Source organism: Rhodococcus sp. ENV425 (assembly GCF_002887785.1).
Lineage (GTDB): Bacteria > Actinomycetota > Actinomycetes > Mycobacteriales > Mycobacteriaceae > Rhodococcus > Rhodococcus aetherivorans.
The window spans coordinates 55,581-78,991 of the sequence record NZ_PCZU01000209.1 but is presented as its reverse complement, the minus strand read 5'-3'; the positions used below and the strand labels follow the sequence as shown (position 1 = coordinate 78,991).

At 71.1% G+C, this 23,411-nt stretch carries 20 protein-coding genes and 1 riboswitch; of the genes, 1 reads left to right on the top strand and 19 read right to left on the bottom strand.

What is annotated here, in order from left to right; genetic code table 11:
• Positions 1–107: 107 nt before the first annotated feature.
• Complete coding sequence (locus tag CQZ88_RS17600; protein ID WP_102800100.1) at positions 108–599, top strand: NADPH-dependent FMN reductase; 492 nt, start codon at positions 108–110, stop codon at positions 597–599.
• 10 nt (positions 600–609) lie between these two features.
• On the opposite strand, the gene sfnG is transcribed toward CQZ88_RS17600, so the two are convergent.
• From sfnG to CQZ88_RS17505, 19 genes are all read right to left on the bottom strand, one after another.
• Positions 610–1,731, bottom strand: a complete 1,122-nt coding sequence (gene sfnG / locus CQZ88_RS17595) for a dimethylsulfone monooxygenase SfnG (RefSeq protein ID WP_029546686.1) — start codon at positions 1,729–1,731, stop codon at positions 610–612.
• A gap of 100 nt (positions 1,732–1,831) precedes the next feature.
• Positions 1,832–3,205: a styrene monooxygenase/indole monooxygenase family protein gene (locus CQZ88_RS17590; protein ID WP_102800099.1), complete on the bottom strand. Its 1,374-nt coding sequence runs from the start codon at positions 3,203–3,205 to the stop codon at positions 1,832–1,834.
• 29 nt (positions 3,206–3,234) lie between these two features.
• The gene (locus CQZ88_RS17585) at positions 3,235–4,647 is read right to left on the bottom strand and encodes an LLM class flavin-dependent oxidoreductase (protein WP_006943659.1); all 1,413 of its coding nucleotides are present in this window, start codon (positions 4,645–4,647) and stop codon (positions 3,235–3,237) included.
• Positions 4,644–5,861, bottom strand: a complete 1,218-nt coding sequence (locus tag CQZ88_RS17580; protein ID WP_029546684.1) for an acyl-CoA dehydrogenase family protein — start codon at positions 5,859–5,861, stop codon at positions 4,644–4,646. Before CQZ88_RS17580 ends, CQZ88_RS17585 begins: the two co-directional genes overlap by 4 nt.
• 122 nt (positions 5,862–5,983) lie before the next feature.
• Positions 5,984–7,198: an SfnB family sulfur acquisition oxidoreductase gene (locus tag CQZ88_RS17575; RefSeq protein ID WP_043796860.1), complete on the bottom strand. Its 1,215-nt coding sequence runs from the start codon at positions 7,196–7,198 to the stop codon at positions 5,984–5,986.
• A gap of 1 nt (position 7,199) precedes the next feature.
• Positions 7,200–8,372 (bottom strand): LLM class flavin-dependent oxidoreductase, encoded by a 1,173-nt coding sequence (locus tag CQZ88_RS17570; RefSeq protein WP_072636664.1) that lies wholly within the window; start codon positions 8,370–8,372, stop codon positions 7,200–7,202.
• A 171-nt stretch (positions 8,373–8,543) separates the two neighbouring features.
• Positions 8,544–9,122: a hypothetical protein gene (locus CQZ88_RS17565; RefSeq protein WP_006943653.1), complete on the bottom strand. Its 579-nt coding sequence runs from the start codon at positions 9,120–9,122 to the stop codon at positions 8,544–8,546.
• Between the two features lie 242 nt (positions 9,123–9,364).
• A complete protein-coding gene (locus CQZ88_RS17560; RefSeq protein WP_065923300.1) occupies positions 9,365–10,519 on the bottom strand; it encodes an LLM class flavin-dependent oxidoreductase in 1,155 nt (384 codons plus the stop codon).
• Positions 10,516–11,292: a DUF1684 domain-containing protein gene (locus tag CQZ88_RS17555; protein ID WP_050036143.1), complete on the bottom strand. Its 777-nt coding sequence runs from the start codon at positions 11,290–11,292 to the stop codon at positions 10,516–10,518. The genes CQZ88_RS17560 and CQZ88_RS17555 overlap by 4 nt, the downstream gene beginning before the upstream one ends.
• Positions 11,289–12,659, bottom strand: coding sequence for an NtaA/DmoA family FMN-dependent monooxygenase (locus CQZ88_RS17550; RefSeq protein WP_102800098.1), 1,371 nt, complete (start codon positions 12,657–12,659; stop codon positions 11,289–11,291). The genes CQZ88_RS17555 and CQZ88_RS17550 overlap by 4 nt, the downstream gene beginning before the upstream one ends.
• A 14-nt stretch (positions 12,660–12,673) precedes the next feature.
• A complete protein-coding gene (locus CQZ88_RS17545; protein WP_102800097.1) occupies positions 12,674–13,777 on the bottom strand; it encodes an LLM class flavin-dependent oxidoreductase in 1,104 nt (367 codons plus the stop codon).
• Positions 13,767–15,368, bottom strand: a complete 1,602-nt coding sequence (locus CQZ88_RS17540; protein WP_102800096.1) for an ABC transporter ATP-binding protein — start codon at positions 15,366–15,368, stop codon at positions 13,767–13,769. Before CQZ88_RS17540 ends, CQZ88_RS17545 begins: the two co-directional genes overlap by 11 nt.
• Entirely contained in the window at positions 15,365–16,258 is an 894-nt protein-coding gene (locus CQZ88_RS17535) for an ABC transporter permease (protein WP_072636660.1), read from the bottom strand. Before CQZ88_RS17535 ends, CQZ88_RS17540 begins: the two co-directional genes overlap by 4 nt.
• On the bottom strand, positions 16,251–17,282 hold the full coding sequence (locus CQZ88_RS17530) for an ABC transporter permease (RefSeq protein WP_029546676.1): 1,032 nt from the start codon (positions 17,280–17,282) through the stop codon (positions 16,251–16,253). Before CQZ88_RS17530 ends, CQZ88_RS17535 begins: the two co-directional genes overlap by 8 nt.
• A 3-nt stretch (positions 17,283–17,285) precedes the next feature.
• Positions 17,286–18,917, bottom strand: a complete 1,632-nt coding sequence (locus CQZ88_RS17525) for an ABC transporter substrate-binding protein (protein WP_029546675.1) — start codon at positions 18,915–18,917, stop codon at positions 17,286–17,288.
• A 204-nt stretch (positions 18,918–19,121) separates the two neighbouring features.
• A riboswitch (SAM riboswitch) is annotated at positions 19,122–19,213 on the bottom strand.
• Positions 19,214–19,258: 45 nt separating this feature from the next.
• Positions 19,259–20,680: an MFS transporter gene (locus tag CQZ88_RS17520; protein ID WP_251549926.1), complete on the bottom strand. Its 1,422-nt coding sequence runs from the start codon at positions 20,678–20,680 to the stop codon at positions 19,259–19,261.
• A 12-nt stretch (positions 20,681–20,692) separates the two neighbouring features.
• Positions 20,693–21,682 carry an LLM class flavin-dependent oxidoreductase gene (locus tag CQZ88_RS17515; RefSeq protein ID WP_251549921.1) on the bottom strand — a complete coding sequence of 330 codons (990 nt, stop codon included), beginning with the start codon at positions 21,680–21,682 and terminating at the stop codon, positions 20,693–20,695.
• A 77-nt stretch (positions 21,683–21,759) separates the two neighbouring features.
• Complete coding sequence (locus CQZ88_RS17510; protein WP_102800095.1) at positions 21,760–22,263, bottom strand: GNAT family N-acetyltransferase; 504 nt, start codon at positions 22,261–22,263, stop codon at positions 21,760–21,762.
• Positions 22,260–23,390, bottom strand: a complete 1,131-nt coding sequence (locus tag CQZ88_RS17505) for an FAD-dependent oxidoreductase (RefSeq protein WP_102800094.1) — start codon at positions 23,388–23,390, stop codon at positions 22,260–22,262. The genes CQZ88_RS17510 and CQZ88_RS17505 overlap by 4 nt, the downstream gene beginning before the upstream one ends.
• Positions 23,391–23,411: the final 21 nt, after the last annotated feature.

The window sequence follows — 23,411 nt, the reverse complement described above, 5'->3', positions numbered from 1 at the left end:
CACCTACGCGGTGATAGAGCTGTGCACACGGTGAGCGCGGTCCGACCAGAACCTCCCGGCAGCGCACCGCGCCGGGATACCTCGAATGTGTGTGGAAAGGCCCCTGCGTGAAGACCACCGTCGTCGCCGGCAACCCCAAGCCCGGCTCCCGCACCCTCGACGCCGCCACCCTCCTGGCCACCGAACTCACCGGCGCCGCACCCGACCACGTCGTCGACGTGATCACCCTCGGACCCGGCCTGCTCGGCTGGGGCGACGACGCCGTCAAGGCGGCGGTGGACACCGTCGCCGCCTCGGACCTCGTGGTCGTCGCCAGCCCCACGTTCAAGGCCACCTACACCGGCATCCTCAAGCTGTTCCTCGACCAGTTCGCCACCGGCGACGGCTTGCGCGACGTCACCGCCGTGCCGCTCATGCTCGGCGCCGGCCCGGCCCACGCCATGGCCCCGGACCTGCTGCTCGAGCCGGTGATCGTCGAACTCGGTGCCACCACCCCGGCGCCGGGTCTGTACCTGCTCGACTCCACCTACACCACCGACACGCGGATCGCGGACTACGCCGAGCGCTGGGCGCCGGTCCTGCGATCCGCGTGGCGGTGATCGGGCCGCGTCAGACGACCACGGGCTCGCGGTCGTCCTGATCGGCGGCCTCGAGTTCGCGCACGAGCGGCAGCACCTTCTCGCCGAAGTACTCGATCTCCTCCTGGAAGTGGAGGAAGCCGGCCAGGATGAGATCGACCCCGCGCCGGCGGTATTCGACGATGCGGTGGGCGATCTGCTCGGGCGTGCCGATGAGCTGGGTGCGGAAGCCGTCGTTGTACTGGACCAGGTCCTCGAATGTCGAGTCGGCCCACATGCCCTTCTTGTCCCCGGTGGACGCACCGGCCTGCTGCACGGCGCCGCGGAAGCCCTCGACCGCCGGGCGGTTCGCCTTCTCGATGATCTCGCGGAGCGTGTCGCGCGCTTCCTTCTCGGTGTCGCGGGCGATGATGAACCCGTTGAGGCCGACCCTGACCTCGCGCTGGTGCTCGCGGGCGACGGCGCGCAGGTCGGCGATCTGGTCGCTGATGCCGTCGTAGTCCTTGCCGTTGCTGAAGTACCAGTCCGCGTAGCGGCCACCGTTGGCGATCGCGGCGGTGGAGTTACCGCCCTGGAACAGTTCGGGATTGGGCCGCTCGGGCGTGTTGGCGGGCTTGGGCTTGAGGGTGAAGTCGTGGATGCGGTAGAAGTCGCCGCGGAAGTCGACATCGTCCTCGGTCCAGATCTTGCGCAGCACCTGCAGGAACTCGGCACTGCGGCGGTAGCGTTCGTCGTGCTCGAGCCACGGCTCGCCGAGGTGGGTGAACTCGTCCTTGAACCAGCCGCTGACGACGTTGACGGCGAACCGGCCGCCGGAGAGCTGGTCTGCGGTGGCACCCAGCTTGGCGAGCACCGCCGGCTGCCAGAGTCCGGGATGGACGGCGGCGATCACCTTCAGGCGCTCGGTGGCCAGCAGGAGAGCGAGGGAGAAGCTGGTGGACTCGTGCTGGAACTCCGCGCCGTAGCTGGCCTCGTACCGCACCTGGCTCAGGGCGTACTCGAAGCCGTTGTTCTCGGCGGTGCGGGCGAGCCGGACGTTGTAGTCGTAGTCCCAGCTGGTGCGCTGTTCGATGTTCGAGGTGACCAGGCCGCCGCTGACGTTGGGCACCCAGTAGGCGAACTTGATCTCGGGGGTGATGTGTTCGGTCGACATGGGCACCAATTCAAGCGTCCGCACCCGCCGCACCCAATCGTTGGAATCAACCCGATCCCAACCGTCGCGAGCGGTCGCGACGGTCGGGACCGGGTCGTCGTCAGGCGGGCTGGACCGCTGCGCCGGCGAGCGGCGACGCGCTGAAGTCGCCGCTCGGCTGGAACCGCGCCAGCACGTCCTCGGCCGGCTCGCCGGCATGCGCGGTGATGAACGCCAGCACGTCGTCGCGGGTGTCGATTCCGAGCAGCGTGCCGGGTTCGGACAGGAACCCGAACAGCGCGGCGGCCACCGGCTCACTCACGGTCGCCGCGGGGAAGAGCAACTCCGCGTGCACGGCGTACTTCGGATCGCCGAGGAACAGCCGGGTCACCTCCGCGGCGGCGTGACCGCGGGCGTCCCAGTGCTTTTCGAACTGCTCCGTGAGCCAGTCGGCGGTGAACTCGCCCTCGTGGCCGCGTGCCGCCTCGATCAGCGCCGCCACCTGCACCACGGTGTTCTGTGCGCCCTGGCCGGCGATGGGGTCGAACGCGATGGCGGTGTCGCCGATCGCGGCGACGACGTGGCCCCCGGCCGTGCGGCCCACCGCCCGCCGCACCGTCGGGGTGACGGCCCCGCGCAGCCACGAGTGCGGATCGGCCTCGATGACCTCGAGCTTCTCCACCTCGGGGGCGTCCTGCGGGAAGTAGTCGCGGTACAGCTCGACGACGGTGCGACGGGCGCTGTGGACGTCGGTGACCGCCTCGAACCGCTCGACCCACGGGCTGCCCGGCTTGGCGAAGCCGAGGAAGCTCCACGTCGGACCCGCGTCCTTGTGCAGGTACGGGCCGAGCCAGGCCTCGCCGTACTCGGTGTGCAGGTTGAACAGGTTGTGGGCGCCCCCCGCCTCGGAGCGGTAACCCCACGTGTCCGGGCCGTGCCCGAGTCCCCGGAGCGTCACCAGCAGCAGGGTGCGCTGGGGCTCGCGGTAGACGGTGCGCTCGGCGTCGACGGGAAACAGCGACGACAGGCCGCCCTTGCCGGTCGCGACGAGCGTCAGGTCGTGCTCGGCGGCGATCGCATCGAGACTCTCCGGCGTCACCGCGCGCACCTCGAACCGGCCACCCCGGTCGAGGAAACGGCCCAGCCGGTCGTCCGCCCGCAGCCGGACGTCGACGCCCTGCGCGACGTACCGGAAATCCGGGTCGAACTCGAGGACCTCGGCGCGGGTGTCGCCGTCGCCCGAATACAGGCGCGTGCTCATGCCGGTCGAATGGGGTCCGTCGGCGTACAGATCCTCGATGATCCGGGCGTCGGACTCGCGGGACTTGCCGAAGTAGACGGCCGTTCCGGTCGCCGGCACGTCGTTGCGCAGCGACTCGCGATCCCGATCGCTGAGGACGGTGACGTCGAATCCGGCATCGAGGAAGCCGAGCGCGGCCGTGGTCCCGGCCAGTCCGGCGCCGACGACGGCGACGGAACGTCGAGTGGTGGTCATGGAAACTCCTCGTGGTGGGCGGTGATGGATCAGCCGACGTAGGCGCGGTGGCGGTCGGTCACGGTCGAGAGGGGCGCACCGAGCCGGTAGCGGGCGCCCCGATGCTCGTCGGGGAGGCGGTCGCCCTTGCCGAAGAGCTTGTGGCGCAGCGTTCCCTCGGTGTAGGTCGTCGGGTAGGCACCGCGCTCCTGGAGGACGGGGACGACGTGGGTGATCACGTCCTCGAACGAGCCGGGCGTGACGGCATAGGCAAGGTTGAACCCGTCGACGTCGGTTTCGGCCACCCACTCCTGCAACCGGGTGGCGACGGACTCGCCGGAGCCGACGAAGCGGGGGCCCAGTCCGCCGATGCTCGCCCACTCGGCGATGTCGCGGACGCGCCATTCGCGGCCGTCGTCGTCGGCCTCCTGGAACGCCGCGACCGCGGAGCGGATGGCGTTGCTCTCGACGTTGCCGATCGGCTCGTCGAGGTCGTAGCGGGACAGGTCGATACCCATCCAGCCGGAGGTGAACACCAGCGCGCCCTCGAGGCTGGCGTACCGCTTGTACTCCTCGTGTTTGGCCGCGGCCGCCTCGTCGGTGGCGTCCGTGACGATCGTGGCGAGGGCGTAGATCCGCGCGGAGTACGGATCGCGGCCGGCGTCGACGAGCGCGGCCCGGATGCGGGCCACGGTGTCGCGCAGGACCCGCTTGGACGGCGGCCCGACGAAGATCGCCTCCGCGTTCTCCGCCGCGAAGCGCACGCCGCGCGGCGACGCCCCGGCCTGATAGATCACCGGAGACCGCTGCGGTGACGGTTCGGACAGGTGAATGCCGGGAACCGTGAAATGCGCACCGCGATGCCCGATGTGGTGCACCTTCTCCGGGTCGATGTAGAGGCCGCGCTCGGCGTCCCGGACGACGGCGTCGTCCTCCCAGGAGCCCTCCCACAGCTTGTAGAGCACCTCGAGGTACTCGTCGGCGTGGTCGTAGCGGGTGTCGTGATCGAGCTGGTCGGCCTCGCCGAAGTTGCGGGCCGCGGACGGCAGGTATCCGGTGACGACGTTCCATCCGATGCGGCCGCGGGTGAGGTGGTCGAGGGTCGAGAGCCGCCGCGCGAACGGGTAGGGATGCTCGAATCCTGTTCCGGTGGTGATGCCGAAGCCGAGATGCTCGGTCGCCGCGGCCATCGCGGAGACGAGCAGGAGCGGATCGGCCACCGGGACCTGCGCCCCCTGCCGCAGCGCCGCCTCGTCGGTGCCGCCGTAGACGTCGTACGTGCCGAGCACGTCGGCGATGAACAGGCCGTCGAACAGGCCGCGTTCGAGGAGCCGGGCAAGTTCGGTCCAGTACCCGAGGTCGGTGTAGCGGTGCGACCGGTCCGCGGGGTGGCGCCACAGTCCGGGCGACTGGTGGGCCACGCAGTTCATGTCGAACGCGTTGAAGCGGATGTGCCGGGTCACGCGATGACTCCGGGGCGACGGCCCGCGCTCCACGCGTAGGGGAGCGGATCTCCGTTGAGCACATGGGCGCCGACGGCCTGCTGCTTGTAGATCAGCGGGTTGTGCGCCGCGACGGTCCGTGCGTTGCGCCAGTGCCGGTCCAGCGCCGCCTCCGACGAGGTGATGGACGCGCCGCCGACCTCGAACAGCTGCGCCGTCGCGTCGAGGACGAGCCCGATCACCACCGACTGGGCGCGGGCGGCGGAAGCCTCGGCGCGGTCGAGCAGTTCGGGGTCGTCGGCGCCCGCGTCGAGAAGGACGTCGAGGTCGTCGGCGACGGCGAGCACGGCGGCGCGGGCACCGAAGGCCGCGGCCGACAGCTTCCCGATCACCTGCTGGACCAGCGGGTCGTGCCGTGGCAGGTCGGCCACGGCGTGGGTGAACGTGCGGGTGCGCGCCCGAACCCAGTCGACGGCGTCGGCCTCGGCGCGCCGGGCGATGCCGGCGAGCACCGCGAGCTGCACCAGCTGCAGGTAGGCGGTCGCGTAGGTGCGGCCCGGGGCGCCGTAGCCGGGCCCGAGGATGCGGTCCTCCGGCACCACGACTCCCGTGAAGGTGGTGGTACCGCTCGCGGTGAGCCGCTGGCCGAAACCGTCCCAGTCGTCGGTCTGCTCGACGCCCTCCTGCCGCGCGTCCACCAGTACCGAGACCCGCTCGCCGTCGCGGTCCGCGGCGACGAGGATGTGGTCGGCGTACAGGCTTCCGGTGCTGTAGTACTTGATTCCGTCGAGGGCCCAGTCGCCGCCCTTGCGGGTGAGGGTCGTGCGGTAGCGGTCGGCGGCACCCACGCCCGGTTCGGTGATGGCGTTGCCGACGAGCGTGCCGTCCGCGGCGGCCGCGAGCCAGTGCCGGGCTCGTTCGTCACCCGCGAGCCGCTGGTCCTCGACGAAGCTCCAGTGCACGCGCAGCGCCTGTGGCAGGTTCGACTCGGCGGCAGCGAGGTCGATCAGCAGGTCGAACAGCTGACGGATCGTGGCACCGAAGCCGCCGAACCCGACCGGCACCCGCAGGGCGCCGAAACGGGCCTCCCGCAGCCACTGCACCTCGTGGAACGGCAGCCGGCGCTCGTGCTCGCGCTGGACGGCTCCCTCGGCGATCCGGTCGAAGATCGGCCGGAAGCGCTCCCGGAGTTCGTCGTCGGTCACGGCCGGCGTCTGGATCGTTGAACTGCTCACCTGTCATGCTCCTCGGTGTGGCGTCGATGTCGACACAACGATGGACAATCGGGCCCGCGATGGCACCGGTTGCGATCGGCCAGAGTTCAATACTGGCGCCGGGGAACGGGCGTGCGGTCGTCTCAGATCACCCCGTGCCGCGGTGGAGATGTCCCGTCCAGCGTCCAACGGCCGATGTGCTGCAGTTTCCAGCGCGTCGCGTCGTGCAGGGTGTGGGTGCGTGCGTCGCGCCAGTAGCGGGACAGGTTGGCCGCGCCGGATGCGCTTCGGGTGCCGCCCAGTTCGAACACCGCGTTCGCGGCGTCGAGCGCGGCGCGGGTCGCCGCGACCTTCGCGGTGGCGACGTCGATCGATGCCGCCGCGGCGGTGTCGGCGTCGAGGTCGGCGCGCGCGGAGTCCACCGCGCGGGCCGCGACGGTCAGCAGGGCCTGGGCCGCCCGCACCGTGACGGTCACCTCGCCGGCGAGCTGAGCCAGTAGCGGATCGTCCACCGCGCGGTCGACTCCCGCCTCGAAGTGGGGACGGGCGCGGCCGGCCTGCACGACCGCCTCGCGCAGGGCGCCGGTCGCGATCCCCACGTCGATCGCGGCGTGCAGGATCTGTGCCTGTGCCCCGTAGGTGGTGGGCCCGTCGAACAGCCCCGAGTACTGGACGATCGACGAGGCGGGCACCGTCACGCCGTCGAGGGTGACGGTGCCACTGGCGGTGGTGCGCTGCCCCATGCCGTCCCAGTCGTCGACGACGGTGAGCCCGGCGGCGTCGCGGGGCACGAACGCCACGGCCCTCGGAGTGCCGCGGCCCGGGGTGCCGCCGTCGCCGACCACACTGGCGCGCACGGCGATCCAGTCCGCGAACAGGGCGCCCGTGCTGTAGAACTTGCGGCCCGAGAGGGTGAAATCCGCACCGGACGGGACGAGCACCGTGGTGTCCACGTCGACGGGATGGGGGCCGCGTTCGCTCTGCGCGTTCGCGAACAGGGCTCCGGACCGCACCTCACCGTAGAAGAACTCCTGCTGATCCAGGGTTCCCTGCGACCGGAGCAGTTCGAGGAAGGTGAAGTGGGACTGGGGGATCTGCGCGATACTCGGATCCGCCTCGGCGAGGAGCCGGAAGATCTCCACGAGCGTCTCGGTGGGCACGTCGATCCCGCCGTACGCGCGGGGCACCGTCACCGCGCCGAGGCCCGATCCGGCGAACTCGCGGATCTGGGTGTGCGGCAGTTCGCGGTTCGCGTCGCGGAGCGTGGCGTTCTCGGCGAATCGCCGGCCCAGCACCGTGGCCGTCTCGAGCGCGTGGTCGCCGTCGACGATCCCGGATGTGACCTCGGCAGTGCCCATCTCAGCGGACCCCGGCGGGAAGGAAGGGAACGCTTCCGGACACGGCGCCGTCGGCACCGCCGGTGAACAGGCCGCGTTCCCGCAGGACCGGTAGCACCCCCTCGCCGAACCAGTACAGCTCCTCGAGGTGCGGGTATCCCGAGAGCACGAACTCGTCGATGCCCAGCGCGGCGTATTCGGCGATCCGGTCGGCGACTTCGGTATGGCTGCCGACCAGCGCCGTCCCGGCCCCGCCGCGCACGAGACCCACCCCGGTCCACAGGTTCGGCGCCACCTCCAGGTTGCGGGCGTCGCGCCAGTCTCCGCTGCGCCGGTTGTTCTCGTGCAGGGCGAGCATGCGGCGCTGTCCTTCGGACTCGCTGCGTGCGAGACCCGCCTGTGCCGCGGTCACCGTGTCGGGGCCGAGTGCCGCGATCAGCCGGTCGGCCTGCGCCCACGCATCGGCGGCGGTGTCCCGGGTGATGACGTGCAGGCGGATGCCGAACCGGATGGTGCGTCCGCGCCGGGAGGCGAGTTCGCGGATCCATGCGATCTTTTCGGCGACGGCCGCCGGCGGCTCACCCCAGGTGAGGTAGACGTCGGCGTGCTCGGCGGCCACCGGGCCCGCGGCGGCGGACGATCCACCGAAGTACAGCGGGGGGACAGGGCTCGGGAGCGTGGCCAGCGCGGCTTCCGAGACGTTCAGGTGCGTGCCGGAGTGGGTGACGGTCTCGCCGGCCCACAGCCGTCGGACGATCGAGAGGAACTCGTCCGCTCGGGCGTACCGCTCGTCCTTGCCGAGGTGGTCGCCGTACGCGCGCTGCTCGTGGGCCTCGCCGCCCACCACCACGTTGAGCAGGATCCGCCCCGGGGCGTGCAGTGAGAACGTCGCCGCCATCTGCGCGGCGAGGGTGGGGCTGATCAGTCCCGGGCGGAACGCCACGAGGAAGGCGAGTCGCTCGGATTCGCGCGCCACCATTGCCGTGGTGAGGAAGGCGTCCTCGCACCATGCGCCGGTAGGGGTGAGTGCGCCGGCGAATCCGAACTCCTCGGCGGCGCGGGCGATCGACGCCAGGTACCCGACGGTGGCGCGCCGATCACCGCGGGCCGCCCCGGCGGGCGTTCCGTGGCCGCCGCCGACGATCAGGCGGCTGTCGCCGTAGGTGGGAAGAAACCAATGGAATGCGAGGGACATTGTTGCGAGGTTAAGGGCGGGGCGGAGCGCGGGCCACGGTTGAAATCGGTCCGATTCCAATTCTGGTCCTCGCCGGACGGCGCCTGGCGCCGCTGCCGAGCGGGACGCGCGGACCGGACGACGAAAGGCGGGGCGAGAGAAGAAGCTCTCGCCCCGCGTCTCGAACGACGGTCAGGAGGCCAGGATGAGCCCGCGGTCCCCGGTGCCGAAGCGGCGCAGGACCTCCACCACAGCGGGCGACGGCGTTGCCAGCCCCCGTGATTCGAGCCACGGCAGGGTGCCGTCGACGATGTGCTCGATCGTGAACTCGGCACCGAGCGGGAGGAGCGTCACGCCGTCGGCCACGCGGGTGGTGTGGATGTCGGCGATCAGTCCGGCGAGGCCGTGCGGGGTGCCGATGTAGGACAGGGTGTCTGCGCGACGACGGCCGTCGAGCAGCGCATACTGCTTGCGGGCGCCGCGGGCCTCCTCGGCGACGAGCACCTCGAGATCGACCAGGACGCTGATGCTGTCGGGATCGCGACCGTCGGCGCGGGCTTCGGAGCGTGCCCGTTCGCGGAGCTTCGCGCTCTCCCTCAGGTCGGCGGCGCGGATCCGGACCACGTTCGACGGCGAGGCGCTCAGGTCGAGCGCCGGTTCGTCGGCGCGTCCGGCGGTCAGATCGGCCCAGTAGTGCGGTCCCTCGGGCCCGGCAAGCTCGACGGCGATACGCAGGGGACGATCGATGGTCCGGGTAGCGTTGTGCGACAAGGGTTTTCTCCTGGAGAATGCGCCGCTCCGGTGGTACTCCGGCGCGACGTGGCGGAAGGGGCTGTGAGCGGTCAGCCCGTACAGATGCCCGAGGAGGTCCGGCCCAGATCGACGTGACGACGGCACCAGCGGGCGACGACGGTCGCTGCGGTCTCGGGTGCCATGGGCGATATCCTACACAATCGGTCGGGAATGCTCGATTCGGTGGTGAACCCGCCGTCCGGGCGGGTTCACCACCGGGGTCATGCGGCGCGGAGCGCGGCGAGCCCCCACTCGCGCGCCAGCAATTCGTACGAACGCAGCCGGTCCTCGTGCCGGTGCGTCACCGACGTGACCACGAGCTCGTCCGCCCCGGTAACGCGCTGTAGCGACTCGAGCCGCTCCGCCACGGTGGCGGGAGCGCCGACGAACTGGGTGATCAGCCGGTCGTCGACGAGGCTGCGCTCCTCGTCGCTCAGCGGTGCCGACGTGGCCGGGTCCGGGTACGGGACGGCCCCGTGGCCGGACCGGATGCTGTGCGTCCAGTGCCCGTACGTGGCCGCCAGGTCACGCGCGGTGGCGTCGTCGTCGGCGACGACCGCGTCGGCGGACACCACCACGTACGGTCGGTCGAGGAAGCGGGACGGGCGGAACGCCGCGCGGTACGCCTCGACCGCCTCGACGGTGGTGCCGGGACTGACGTGGTAGTTCGCACCGAACGGCAGACCCAGCCGTCCGGCCAGCGACGCCGACGGCCCCGCACTGGTCCCGAAGACCCACAGCTCGACGTCCGCGCCCTCGCCGGGGCTGGCGTGCAGCTCGATCCCGTCCTCGGTGCGATAGGTCCCGTCCAGCAGAGCGAGGATGTCGTCCACCTGCCCGTCGAAGTCCGGGGCCTGCGCCCCCGGTTGCTGCAACGCGGCGAACCCGGCGGCCAGGCGCGGGGAGGACAGCAACGGCCCGGGCTGGTACGGCGGCGGAATGACCAGGCCGTCGCGCACCTCGGTGGCGCGGTGCGATTCCTCTTCGGCGGCCCCGGACCGGGCGGCCGCGAGCGCCTCCGCCCGGCGTTGTCCCGACCGGCCGAGTCCCAGGTCGATCCTGCCCGGATACAGCGCGTCCAGCGTGCCGAACGCCTCGACCACACCGGCCGCGGTGTTGTGACCGAGCTGAACCGCGGCGGCGCCGACGCGGATGGTGCTGGTGGCGGCGGCGATTGCGCCGATCAGCACGGCCGGCGACGACGACGCGACGGCGACGAAGTGGTGCTCGGCCACCCAATACCGGCGGTACCCCCACCCTTCCGTCCTCCGGGCCAGGTCGACGGTGTTGTGCAACGCCTGCGCCGTGGTGGATCCCTCGCTGACGGGGGAGAGGTCGAGGACCGAGAGCGGCACCGGATTCGATGCGGTCGTCACCGGGCCTCCTCGTCGCGCGGAGTGCGTTCGCCGGCCTCGACGGCGAACGGCAGCCGGTTCTCCGCCGGGGCGATGGGGCACGTCGCCGCGTCGGTGAACGCGCACGGCAGGTTGGCGGCACGGGTGAAGTCGAGCGTGACCGAGCCGTCGGCGGTCGGCGCGGCGACTTCGAGGATCCGCGCGGCCGGGTAGGTCGTCACGCCGCTGGTTCCGTCGGTGAACAGCACGCGCAGCGGACCCGAGCCGTCGCCGAAGGCGACGAGGCGGTGCTCGGCGCCGTCGTGGGTGAAGCGGATCAGCCCGGCCGCGCTGTGGTGGTGCTCGAGGCCGTCGACCACGGCGCCGGTGGTGACGGTCCGCACCTGATCGAAGGCCTCGAAGCGGCCCTGCAGCACCCACTCCGGCGCAGGCTCGTACGCGGGGATTCCGGTGAAGGCCGTCAGAGCCGGCGACTTCGGGTCGTGGATGCGGACGGCGAACCGGCCGGTGCGGCGGATGATCTCGGCGTAGCCGTCGCCGGCCGCGACCCGGACACCGGGTGCGCCCTCGATCGGCTCGTGCACCTCGGTTCCGCCGTCGGATTCGAGGAGCACGCGCTCGCCGTCCACCCGCCACAATCCGGGCACCTCGTCGAGGATCGTGGGCTCGGTGTCCAGCCAGTACAGCCCGGTCAGGCTGAGCCAGCCGTCCGGGCGGCGCAGCGCCTCCTCGCGGGCTGCGTGCCAGCTCCGCCAGTCCTCGGTGAACGTCTCTCGGTCGAGTGTGGTGGTCACGATGCCTGAACTCCTTCGTCGATCTCGTGCGGGTGGCGCAGGTCGAGGTGACTGCGCAGGGTGGTGCCCTCGTATTCGGTGCGGAAACTGCCGCGTTCCTGCAGCAGCGGCACGACCTTGTCGACGAATTCGTCGAGGCCGCCGGGGGTGAGGTGCGGAACCAGGATGAAGCCGTCGCTCGCGTCGGTCTGCACATAGCGGTCGATCTCGGCGGCGACGTGATCGGGGGTGCCGACGAACTGCTGCCGCGCGGTGACCTCGATGATCAGTTCGCGGATGCTGAGCTTCTCGGCCTCGGCCTTCTCCCGCCAGGCCAGCGCGACGGCGCGCGGATCCTTGGCGTGGCGGACGCGGCCGCGCGTGATGTTCAGGTTGTCCTCCGGTTCGACGTCCGGCAGCGGCCCCTCGGGGTCGTACCCGGACAGGTCGCGGCCCCACACCTGCTCGAGGAACGCGATCGCGGTCTGCGGGCTCACCTGCTGCAGCCGGATGTGGCGGGCCCGCTCGGCCGCGTCCTCCGCGGAGTCGCCGAGGACGAACGTCGCGGCCGGCAGGATCTTCAGGTCGGCGTGGCTGCGCCCGTACTTCGCGAGGCGGCCCTTGACGTCGGCGTAGAAGGCGTGGCCCTCCTCGAGGGCGCCGTGGCCGGTGAAGATGGCGTCGGCCTTGGCGGCGCCGAATTCGCGGCCCTCGTCCGAGTCGCCGGCCTGCAGGAGCACCGGGTGTCCCTGCGGGCTGCGTGGCACCTCGAACCGCCCGGAGATGTCGAACTGCGTGGTGTGGATGTCGAACGGAGCGATGTCGGAATCCGCCGCGAAGATGCCGTTTTCGCGGTCGACGACCGGTGCTCCGGGGCGCCAGCCGTCCCACAGCCGCCGGGTGACGTCGACGATCTCGTGGGCGCGGACGTAGCGCTGCGAGTGGTCGAGATAGCCGCCACGCCGGAAGTTCTCGCCGGTGAAGGCGTCGGAGGAGGTGACGAGGTTCCACGCGGCGCGGCCGTCGGACAGATGGTCGAGGGTGGCGAACTGCTTGGCCAGTTCGTACGGCTCGTTGAAGGTGGTGTTGATCGTGCCCGCGAGCCCGAGGTGGGTCGTCGCACCGGCGAGGGCCTCGAGAACCGTGAGGGTGTCGGGCCGGCCGACGACGTCGAGATCGTGGATGCGGCCGCGGTGCTCGCGCAGCCGCAGTCCCTCGGCCAGGAAGAAGAAGTCGAACAGTCCGCGTTCTGCGGTCCGGGCCAGGTGCAGGAAGGACTCGAAGTCGATCTGGCTCTTCGATTCGGGATCCGCCCACACGGTCGTGTTGTTGACGCCCGGGAAGTGCGCGGCCAGGTGGATCTGCTTTCGAACGGTGTTCTGCGGCATGGTGATCGGCCTCCTCAGGCGGTGGCGTAGCGGTTGGCGGGGCGCGGCAGGCCGAGACGGTCCCGCAGGGTTCCGGTGGACGTCGGGACCTGCGGCCGCAACACCGGCAGGACCCGTTCGGTGAGCGCCGCGACCGTGCCGGCGAGGGCCAGCGGACGTAGCACAACGCCGTCCAGGCCGTCCACGTCCCCGAGGAGTGCGAGCAGCCCGGCCGGGCCGCCTCGGTAGAACAGCGACTCCGGGGTGTAGGCAGCGCCGGCCCAGTTCTCGAGCTGGGCCAGGTCCGCGGCGGCGGTGGCGTCGTCCGCGGCGAGCAGCACGTCGATGTCGAGCAGCACCGCCGGTCGCCGATCACCGGCCTGCGCGCGCAGGCGTTCGGCCAGGTTCGCGGCGGACCCGAGGTCGGCGGCCTCGATACGCACGAGATCGGCGCGCTCCGCGGCGAAGTCGAACGACTGCTCGTCCGCTGCCGCAACCGCGACGAGGGGCCGGCCCTGGGGTGACCGGGGCGTGATCGACGGACCTTTGACGGAGAAGTGCTCGCCGACGAAGTCGATGTAGTGCAGCTTGTCCCGGTCGACGAACCGGCCGGTGGCGACGTCGCGGATCTCGGCGTCGTCCTCCCAGCTGTCCCACAGGCGGGCCGCGACCTCGGCGGCCTCGGCGGCCTCGGTCCACAGTGAGCCGGTGTCCTGGGTGCCCTTGCGGCCGAACAGGGCGGCCCGGTCCTCACCCTCGGAGACGGCGACCTGCCACCCCGCACGGCCGGCCGTGGTGTGGTCGAGGGTTTGCACGGCCTTGGCCACGTGGAACGGTTCCGTGTGGGTCACCGTCGCGGTGGGGATCAGCCCGATCCGCGAGGTGACGGCGGACAGCCGGGCGGCGACGCCGACCGCTTCGAGCCGGCCGCGCACGGTGTCCGCACCGGAGTCGATGCCGAACGAGTCGGGGAGGAAGGCCAGGTCGACGCCGGCACGATCCGCGCGGCCCACGAGATCCGCCCAGTAGCGGGCGGTGAACACGTCCTCCGCGCGTGAATCCGTGCGACGCCACGAATGCGGATGCGTTCCGGTTCCGCGGAATTCGAGGGCGAGCAACAACTGTGAACTATCGGGCATGCCGAACCTTCCCTGGAATGGCATCGAGCAGCAGTTTCGTGTACTCGTGCTGTGGTCTGTCGAAAATCTGTGCGGTGGTCCCGGATTCGACGATTTCGCCGGACCGCATCACCGCGACGGTGTCGCTGATCTGCCGGACCACGGCAAGATCGTGGGAGATGAACAGATAGCTCAGCCCCAGCTCGTCCTGCAGGCGGGCGAGCAGGTCGAGGATCTGCGCCTGGACCGACACGTCGAGCGCGGAGACGGGCTCGTCGAGCACGAGGAGTTCCGGGTGCAGCGCGAGCGCGCGGGCGATCGCCACGCGCTGTCGTTGTCCGCCGGACAGTTCCGCGGGTCTGCGCTCGAGGTGTGCCGTGCTCAGCGCCACCTGCCCGAGCAGCTCCGCAACACGTTCGGCGCGCTCGCTTTTCGTGCCGATGCCGAAGGCTTCGAGCGGTTCGGCGACGACGTCGCGGATGCGGAGTTTGGGATTCAGGGCCGCATAGGGGTTCTGGTGGACGATCTGCACCCGGCGGCGGAGCTCGCGCAGGTCCCGGCCGCGCAGCGCGGTGATGTCCCGCCCGTCGAACCGGACCTGCCCGGACGTGGCGGATTCCAGTCGGATCGCGATGCGGGACACCGTGGACTTGCCGGAACCGGACTCGCCGACCAGGGACAGAGTGCGACCGCGCGGAACCGAGAAGGAGACGTCGCGAACCGCCTCGAGCGACGTGCGCCGGTCGATGCGGAAGGTCCTCGAGACCCCGGACACGGTGAGCAGGGGTTCCGCGGGTCCGCGGCCGGGCCGGGCCGCGGCGCCGGCGAGGCTCGGTGCGGCGGCGACGAGCGCCCGGGTGTACTCGTGCCGGGGGTTCTCGAGGATCTGCCGGGCCGGCCCGGTCTCGACGATCCGGCCCTGGCTCATCACGACGATGCGGTCGGCGCGGTCGGCAGCGACGCCGAGGTCGTGGGTGATGAGCAGGACCGCGGTACCGGTCTCGGCGATGCGGCTGTCGAGGTGGTCGAGGATGCGCCGCTGCACGGTGACGTCGAGCGCGCTGGTCGGCTCGTCGGCGATGACGAGGTCCGGCCGGCATGCGAGCGCGATGCCTATGAGCACGCGCTGCCGCTGCCCGCCGGACAGGTCCTGCGGGTACTGCCTGGCACGGAGTTCGGGATCGTCGAGCCCGGCTTCCGCGAGGATGCGCCGCGCGTCGATCTTCGCGGTGCGCCGGTCGGCGCGACCGTGGATACGCAGGACCTCGGCGACCTGGTCACCGATGCGGACGACCGGGTTCAGGGACGTGGTGGGGTCCTGGGGCACGAGTCCGATGCGGGCACCGCGCACCTTCTCGAAGGCGCGTTCGGGCAGGGTGTCCAGTCGCTGCCCGTCGAACGTGACGGTGCCGCCGGTGATCCGGCCGCTGCCCGACAGCAGGCCCAGGATCGCGTGTGCGGTCGTCGACTTGCCGGAACCGGACTCGCCGACCACCGCGACGACCTCACCCCGGGAAAGCGTGAAGCCGACCCCGTCCACCGCGGTGACCGGGTCGCGACGGCTGCCGTACTCGACCCGCAGGTCGCGTACGTCCAGCAGGGGCGCGGTCATCGAGTGCTCCGTTCTTCGATGGCGTGACCGAGGCGATGCGCCGACAGGACGACCGCCACGATGACCAGGCCGGGCAGCGTCGTCATCCACCAGGCGGTGGCCAGGTAGTTCCTGCCCTCGGAGATCAACGATCCCCACTCCGGGGTGGGCGGCACCGCGCCGAAGCCGAGGAAGCTCAGCGACGACACAGCGAGCACGGCCATGCCGAACTCGACCGCCGCGAGCGCGACGACGGGGGCGTACGAGTTGCGCAGCACGTGCCGGCGCAGGACGGTGTGCCAGCGGGCACCGCATGCGAACGCCGCCTCGACGTACAGGGCGCGGCGCACGCGCAGGACCTCCGACCGCATGACGCGGGCGAAGTTCGCGACGAGCCCGACGCCGACCGCGATCGCCACGTTCATGGTGCCGAATCCGAGCGCGGTGACGAGCGCCAGGGACAGCAGCAGAGCGGGGATGGACAGCAGAACATCGACGACCCGCATGAGTAGCCCGTCGACCGCTCCGCCGACCGCACCGGAGAGCAACCCGACGAGCGAGCCGACGACGAGAGCGATTCCGACGGCGACGAGCGTCGCGGTCAGGGACAGACCCGCACCGTGCACGACCCGGGTGTACACGTCGCGCCCGATGTTGTCGGTGCCGAACCAGTGCGCCGCGGACGGCCCCTGCAACTTGTCGGCCGGGACGCCCTGCAGCGGATCACCGGACGCGAAGACCGAGGGGAACAGGGCGAAGCCGACGGCGAGGAGCAGCACGGTCGTCGAGACCACGAGAACCCCGTAGCGGCGCAGGGCGCTCGTCGCTCCCCGGAGCCGGGACGGTCCGTGTGGCCCGGCCGCGGCCTGCGCGGATGCGGCGACCGGTTCCCGGATCAGGACGTCAGACATGAGCCTTCCTCTCCTCCTCCACCGCGAAGCCGGTGAGTTCGGTGGTCACCTCGGCGGGCGTCGGATGCGAGGGCGAACCGCCGCCGCGACGGCCGTCGGCGATGCGCGGATCGATGAGCGGATAGACCAGGTCCACCGCGAGGTTGACGAGCACGAAGATCACCGCACTGAAGACCACGATGCCCTGGACGACGGGAATATCCTGCGCCAGAACCGAAGTCTGGGTCAGACGACCGACACCGGCGCGGGAGAACACCGTCTCGACGACCACGGACCCCGCCAACAGGTTGCCGACTGTCACCCCGGCGATGGTGAATGCGGGGATGCTGGACAGCCGCAGTGTGTGCCGGGTCTGGAGGCGCCACCGGGACGCGCCCTTGGCGCGAGCTGCTTCGACGAACGGTTGCCGCCATGTGGTCTGCAGGCTCGCGGCGAGGACCTGCGCGATCACCGCACCGGTGGGAAGCGCGAGGGTGATCGCGGGCAGCACCAGATGCTCGATGCCCTGGTCGCCGAATGCCGGAAGCAGCTTCATCCGGAACGAGAAGAGCTGGAGCAGAAGAAGTCCCACCCAGAAGGTCGGAACCGCGACACCGAGCGGCGGCAGCGAGAACAGCGTGCTGCGCAGCCACCGGGCACGCGTATACGTGGCGACGAACGCGATCGAGGTGCCGAGGAGCACGGCGAGCGCCAGGGCGACCGCGGCCAGGGCCAGGGTGCTGGGTACGGCGGCGGCGATCGCGTCGGTCACGGGTTGTCCCGTGACGATCGAGATGCCGAAGTCACCCCGGACGGCGTTGCTCAACGCAGTGAGGTACTGCTCCCACAGCGGCCGGTCGAGCCCGTACCGCTCCTGCAGTTGCGCGACAGCGGCCGCATCCACCGGTGTGCCGCTGCCGGCGCCGTCGACCGCGATGCTCACCGGGTCGGACGGCAGCAGGTACAGCACGCCGAACGAGACGGTGAACGCCGCCCACAGCACCAACAGCGCCTGCACGAGCCGGGAACCGAGATACCGGGCCATGGTCTACTCGCTCAGCCAGGTGTCGAAGAACTGCAACCGGGCGGAGGCCTCGAACTTCAGGTCCTGCACCGCCCCCGCCGCACCGATGGCCTGGGACAGCTCCACGGTCGGCAGCCACAGGCCGTTGTCGAGGACGAGCTGCTGTGCCTGCTCGATCAGCTCGCCGCGTTCGGCCGGGTCGGTGGTGCGCAGCTGCGCGGACAGGACCTCGTCCAGCGCCGGGATCGGGCCGCGGTTGTTGAGGTTGCGCCCGTCGAGTCCGAACGTGGTGCGCAGGATGTCGCCGTCGGCGCGCGTGCTGTTGTAGTAGGTGGCGTCGAAGTCCTTCGCGCCCTGCCGGGCAGTGGCTTCCGGGGTGGAGACCAGGTCGAGCTGCAGGTCGATACCGACCTCGCGCAGCTGCTGCTGCACGAGCTCGAGGATCGCCTGGTTGCCGGCGAACACCGAACTGAACAGCACCGAGAAGGACAGGCGGTTGCCGTCCTTGACGCGGATGCCGTCCGGGCCGGGAACCCAGCCGGCGGCGTCGAGGATCGACTTCGACTTCGCCGGGTCGTAGGTGACGTCGTCAAGTCCGGCGTAGCCGGGGGTGCGGGAGGCGAGGGTGCTGGTCGCGGGCCGGAAATCGGGGCCGAGGACGGTGTCGACGAGTTCCTGGCGGTCGAGGGCCGGCACGATCGCGGCGCGCACCGCCGGATCGGTCAGGACGCCACGGGTGACGTTCGGCTGGAAACCGAACGGGACACCCGGGTTCGGCGTGGTGAGGATCCGTCCGCCGCTGCCTTCGATCTGGGAAGCGTCCTGCGGCAGCGCATCGCTGATCGCGTCGAGCTGGCCGGATGCGAGGCTGCCGGTGCGTACACCGGACTCCGGGACGATCGTGAACTCGATGCGATCGAGGTAGGCCTCGCCGTCGTGCGCGAAAACGTCGGATCCCCATGAATATCCGGTGCGCTTGACCAGCGTGGCGGACTTGTCCTGCTGGTAGTCCTCGTAGACGAAGGGACCGGTGCCGGACAGGTCGCCGGCGCAGCGCTCCTCCGCGGACTTCGCGACGTCCCTGTCGGACAGGAAGCCGAGTTGCAGCGTCGACGACGCCTGCAGGAACTGCGCGTTCGGTCCGGCGAAGGACACCTGGGCAGTGAGCGGATCGAGCACCGTGGTGCCGGTGTACCCCGACAGGTAGCTCGCCGCCAGCGCTGCCTTGGCGCCGGTGAGGGTCTGGACGATCGCGTCGAAGTTCTTCTTCACCGACTCCGCGGTGAACGGGGTGCCGTCACTGAATGTCACGCCGTCCTTCAGCCGGAACGTGAACGCCGAGGCGTCCCCGTTCACCTCCCAGCTTTCGGCGAGCCACGGCTTCAGTTCACCGGTCCCGGGGTCCTGATCGGTGAGCGAGTCGACGATCTGACGGGCGACGTAGATGGTCTGGTTGCTGCCGGCCTGCGCGGGATCGGCACACGTGGGGGCCTGGGACAGGCCGTAGCGCAGGGTGCCGCCGGGCTGCGGGGTGCCGCCACCGGAGGAGGTGCCCGCCGTGTCGGCGCCGCACGCGGCGAGCCCACCGGCGAGGATTGCGGCGGTGGCGCCCGCGACGGCGCGACGTCGGGCGGCAGAGGTGAACGGAACAGGCACCGGGGAACTCCATGATCTCGTGAGGCGCCGATGGCACCGCGCTTCGCGATGCCACCGGCCGGGCAGACGGTCGTAGTTCTTCGACTGGGTTGCGCCGCTCAGGCGCGACAGGATCGGGGGCGACAGATGCCCGAGCACTGACGGCACAGGTCGACGTGCAGGCGCGCCCACGCGCCCACGAACCCCTCGCCTGCCATGCCTTCTCCTCCATCGTTCCCGGCGGTAGCACCCTCACCTGCGGCAGGGGGTTGCTGCGACGTCGTCGAGCCGGGTCTCTCGGTCGCTCTGGATGGTTCCCGGTGACCGTACGCGTTGCGAACGAGTTCGGAGAACCCTTTCGCTCACCGTGATCGAAACCCGGCGCCGGCACGACGACGCCGGTCGGCGAGCGCACAGAGCAGCGACATCGCGAGCATGGCGGCGCACACCGCGAGGCCGGCCGACGCGGCACCGGCGAAGTCGTCCCCGTCCGTCGCCAGCGCCGACAGATACAGGCCGGACACCGCGGCGAGGGCGACCGTCGCGGACAACCGCTGTGACAGTTGCAGGAACCCGGCCGCGACACCGTGACCACCCGCCGGGGACGACTCGAGCGTCAGCGCCCGGTTGGGTGCATCCACGAATCCACCCGAGAGGCCCGACAGAGCGGCCAGCGCCACGAACACCGGCATCGTGGCGTCGTGCCGCACAGCGGCGGCGTAGCCACCGACGACGGCGATCTCGGCCGCCACCGCCACGACGACCGTCACCCGGCCGTATCGCGCGACGACCCGCCACCCCACGGCCGAGGCGACGGCCATCGCCGCGGCGGCGGCGGACAGCACGGCGGCGGCCTGGACCGCGGCATAGCCGCGCCCCTCGATGAGGTACAGGCTCACGACGGTGTTCAGGGACAGCACCGCGCCGAACCAGAACAGTGCGACCAAGGTGCCGAGGATGTATCCGCCGGATCCGGTCAGTTCGGGAAGCAGCACGGGCTTGCCGCCGCGCACGGCGACACGGCGTTCCCACCACAGGAAGGTGGCGAGTGAGACCGCCGCTCCCCCGACGGCGAACACCGCACCCACCGGACCCGGTTCGGAGACCACGGGCACCATCACCAGCGTCGTGGCCGCCGCGAGCAGCGCGAGGCCCCCGGCATCGACCCCGCTGCGGGCCGACGGTCGTCCCCGATCCGGGGGCAGGCGGCGGGCCGCGAGCACGAGTGTGACGAGTGCGCACGGCACGTTGAGAATCAGCAGAACACGCCACCCGTAGTCCCCGGGTGCAGCGCCGAGCACCAGCCCACCGACGAGCGGACCGCACAGCCCGGCGAGGCCTCCGGCCGTGCTGTAGGCGGCCAGGGCCCGGGCGCGCGCCGGGCCGGTGTAGTTCTCGGCCAGGATCCCGAGCACCTGCGCGCTGATCAGGCCCGCCCCGACCCCCTGACCGGCCCGTGCGGCGACGACCGTCCAGGGGTCGGACGCGACAGCTCCGCACACCCCCATGACCGCGAAGAGGGTCATGCCCGCGAGGAACAGCCGCCGCCGGCCGGCCACATCGCCGAGCCGGCCTGCCGGGACCAGCGCAAGACCGAAGCTCAGCGAGTATGCGGCCAGGATCCACTGCACCTGCGAAACGCCCGCGTCGAGACCGGTCCGCAAGGCGGGAAGGCCGATGTTCAGCACCGACGAATCGAGCAGGGTGGTGAAGCCGGCGGCCGCACAGACCGGCACCACCGACGTCGTCTGCCGGGGCGTCTGCGCCCGATCGGTGAGTGTCACGCGGGAGGTGGGTTAACCGCCGACCGCCACCGGATCGGCCGGCACCCGCAGCCCGAGGTTGTGCCGCAGCGTGGTTCCGGTGTACTCGGCGCGGAGGACACCACGGTCCTGCAGCAGGGGCACCACCTCGTCGACGAAATCGTCGAGCCCCCAAGGCACGAGGTGCGAACCGAGGATGAACCCGTCCGAGCCGTCGTTCTGCACGAAGGCGTCGATCTGCTCGGCGATCCGTGCCGCGGTACCGACGAGGGGTCCGCGCTCGAACTGGTCGATCACGACCTCTCGCAGCGTCAGCTTCTTCTCCTCCGCGATCGCGCGGAGCCGTGCGACGGTCTCGAACCGGTCCTGGTGGACGAACGCCCGTCCCTGGATGATCGGCTCGGCGTCGGGGTCGGGATCGATGTCCGGCAGCGGGCCCTCCGGATCGTATTCGGACAGATCCCGATTCCAGATCTGCTCGAGCAGGATCAGGGCGGTCTGCCCGGTGACCTGCTGGTTACGGATCGCGTGGTACTTCTCGACGGCCTCGGCCTCGGTGTCACCGATCACGAAGCTCGCCGACGGCAGGATCTTGATGTCGTCGGCGGAGCGGCCGGCAGCGATCGCCCGGGCCTTGACATCTCGGTAGAACTCCGTGGCCTCGGGCAGCTTCCCGTACGGGGAGAAGATGGCGTCGGCGTTCGCGGCAGCGAAGTCCCGGCCCTGCGGGGACACCCCGGCCTGGAGGATCACCGGGCGTCCCTGGGGGCTGCGCGGAACCGTGAACCTGCCGTGCACGTCGAAGTGGTTGCCGTGGTGTTCGAAGGCGCCGGCGTCGGGTCGACGCAGGAACCGGCCGCCGGCCTTGTCGGCGACGATGTCGTCGCTACGCCACGAATCCCAGAGTTGACGGATGAGCGTCAGGTTCTCCTCCGCGCGCTCGTACCGGTGGGAGCGATCCAGGAAGCCGCCGCGGCCTGGTGGGGGGTCTTCGGGAGGATCGTGGCGGCGGAGAGTCCACATGAGAATCGGACGTCCGCACGCGTCGCGACGGCTGTGGATGTCCGATTCGTGCACTGCTTCGAGCCGCTCGGCGCGGTTCAGTCCGTCCGCAACCGGATCAGCGTCTTCTCGAAGGGGTGCGGCCCGATCTCCTCGGCCGGTCGGCCGGGATCGAACAGGGCGGTGTATCCCGCGGCCAGGTACAGCGCGACCGCCTCGGGTTGACGCCACCCGGTGGTCAGGTAGATGCGGGCGTACCCCCTCCGGGCCGCCTCGGCCTCGAGTTCCTCCAGCACGAGTCTGCCGAGTCCGCGGCGGCGGTGCGCCTTCGACGTCCAGATGCGCTTGAGCTCTGCGGTGGTCGCGTCGTAACGGCGGAACGCGCCCCCGGCGACGGGTTCTCCGTCCTCGACGAGCACCAGCAACGTCCCGTCGGGTTCGGCGAACTCGTCGGCCGGGTGGGGGGGGAGGGGGTGGATCTGCTCGTCGAGCGGACGTTCGTAGCGGGTGCTGTATTCGACGGCGAGTTCGGTGAGCAGCGGGGCGGCCAGCGGGTCGTCCTGCCGCACGGGGCAGACCTGGATGCGGCGGGCGGTGGTCATCGCGCGGTCACCGCCTCGCGGGTGCCGAACCGGAACGGCTCCGGCGCGACGGCCGTGCCTTCGACGAGCCCCGCGATCAGCTCCCCGATTGCGGGGGCGAACTTGAAGCCGTGCCCGGAGAAGCCCGCGGCCACGACGACGGCGCCGATGCGGTCCACGACGAAGTTGCTGTCGGGTGTGCTGGTGTACAGGCAGGTGTCGGCCACGGCGCTGCCCGGGTCGACGCCGGGCAGCCACCGGGCAGCGTAGGCGGCGAGCCGCGCGAGGCCGGCGGGGTCGGCCCGGAAGGTTCTCGTCTCGGGCGTCACTTCGGGTCCGGTGCCGTGCTCGCCGATCTTGATGCCGTCCTCGGAGCCGAGCCCGTAGATGCCGGCTGTCGTGAGCAACGCGCCGGGGTGATGGACGAAGCTCGGCCAGTCGGGGCCCGTGACGGGAACGAAGTGCGCGGGCTGCTCCTGCGTCGTCCGCATCGCCGGGAGGCGGGGCGCCGGATCCGAAGCCCGGGTGAGCAACCGGTGCGACCATGCGCCGGCCGCGACGACGACATGCCGGCCGCGCACCACCGCGTCCGGGGTGACCACGTCGACGCCGTGTCCGTGGCTGTGCAGGCTTTCGACCACGATCCCGTGCCGCACGTCGGCCCCGGCCTGCGCCGCGGCCTCCTGGAACGCGGCGACCGCGCGGTCGGCGTGCAGCCGGCCCGCCTCGGGATGATGCACGACGGCTGTGTCGAACCGTATCCCGGGCCAACGACGTTCCGCGGAGCACGGCTCGAGGACCTCGTGCCGGATTCCGAGGGCGGCCAGCGACCGGGCACGCGACTCGACGACGGCGGGCAGTCCGTGGTCGACCGCGCCGGTGAGGGTCAGTACCTCCGTGCCCGTGGTGTCCTGCAGGTGCCGCCAGAGCGGCAGGGCACGGCCGGCGAGCGCCGTGTAGAACTCGCCGTCGTAGGCCTGCCGGTAGATGCGGGAACTGCCGTGCGAGGCGCCGCGGCGATGACCCGGCTCGAACTGCTCGAGCAGGGTCACCGACTTCCCGCGGGTGGCCAGACGCCACGCCGCCGCCGATCCGATGACGCCACCCCCGACGATCACGACGTCGGCCCGGGGCTCCACCCGGCTCATTGCTGTCCCTCCCTGGCTGTC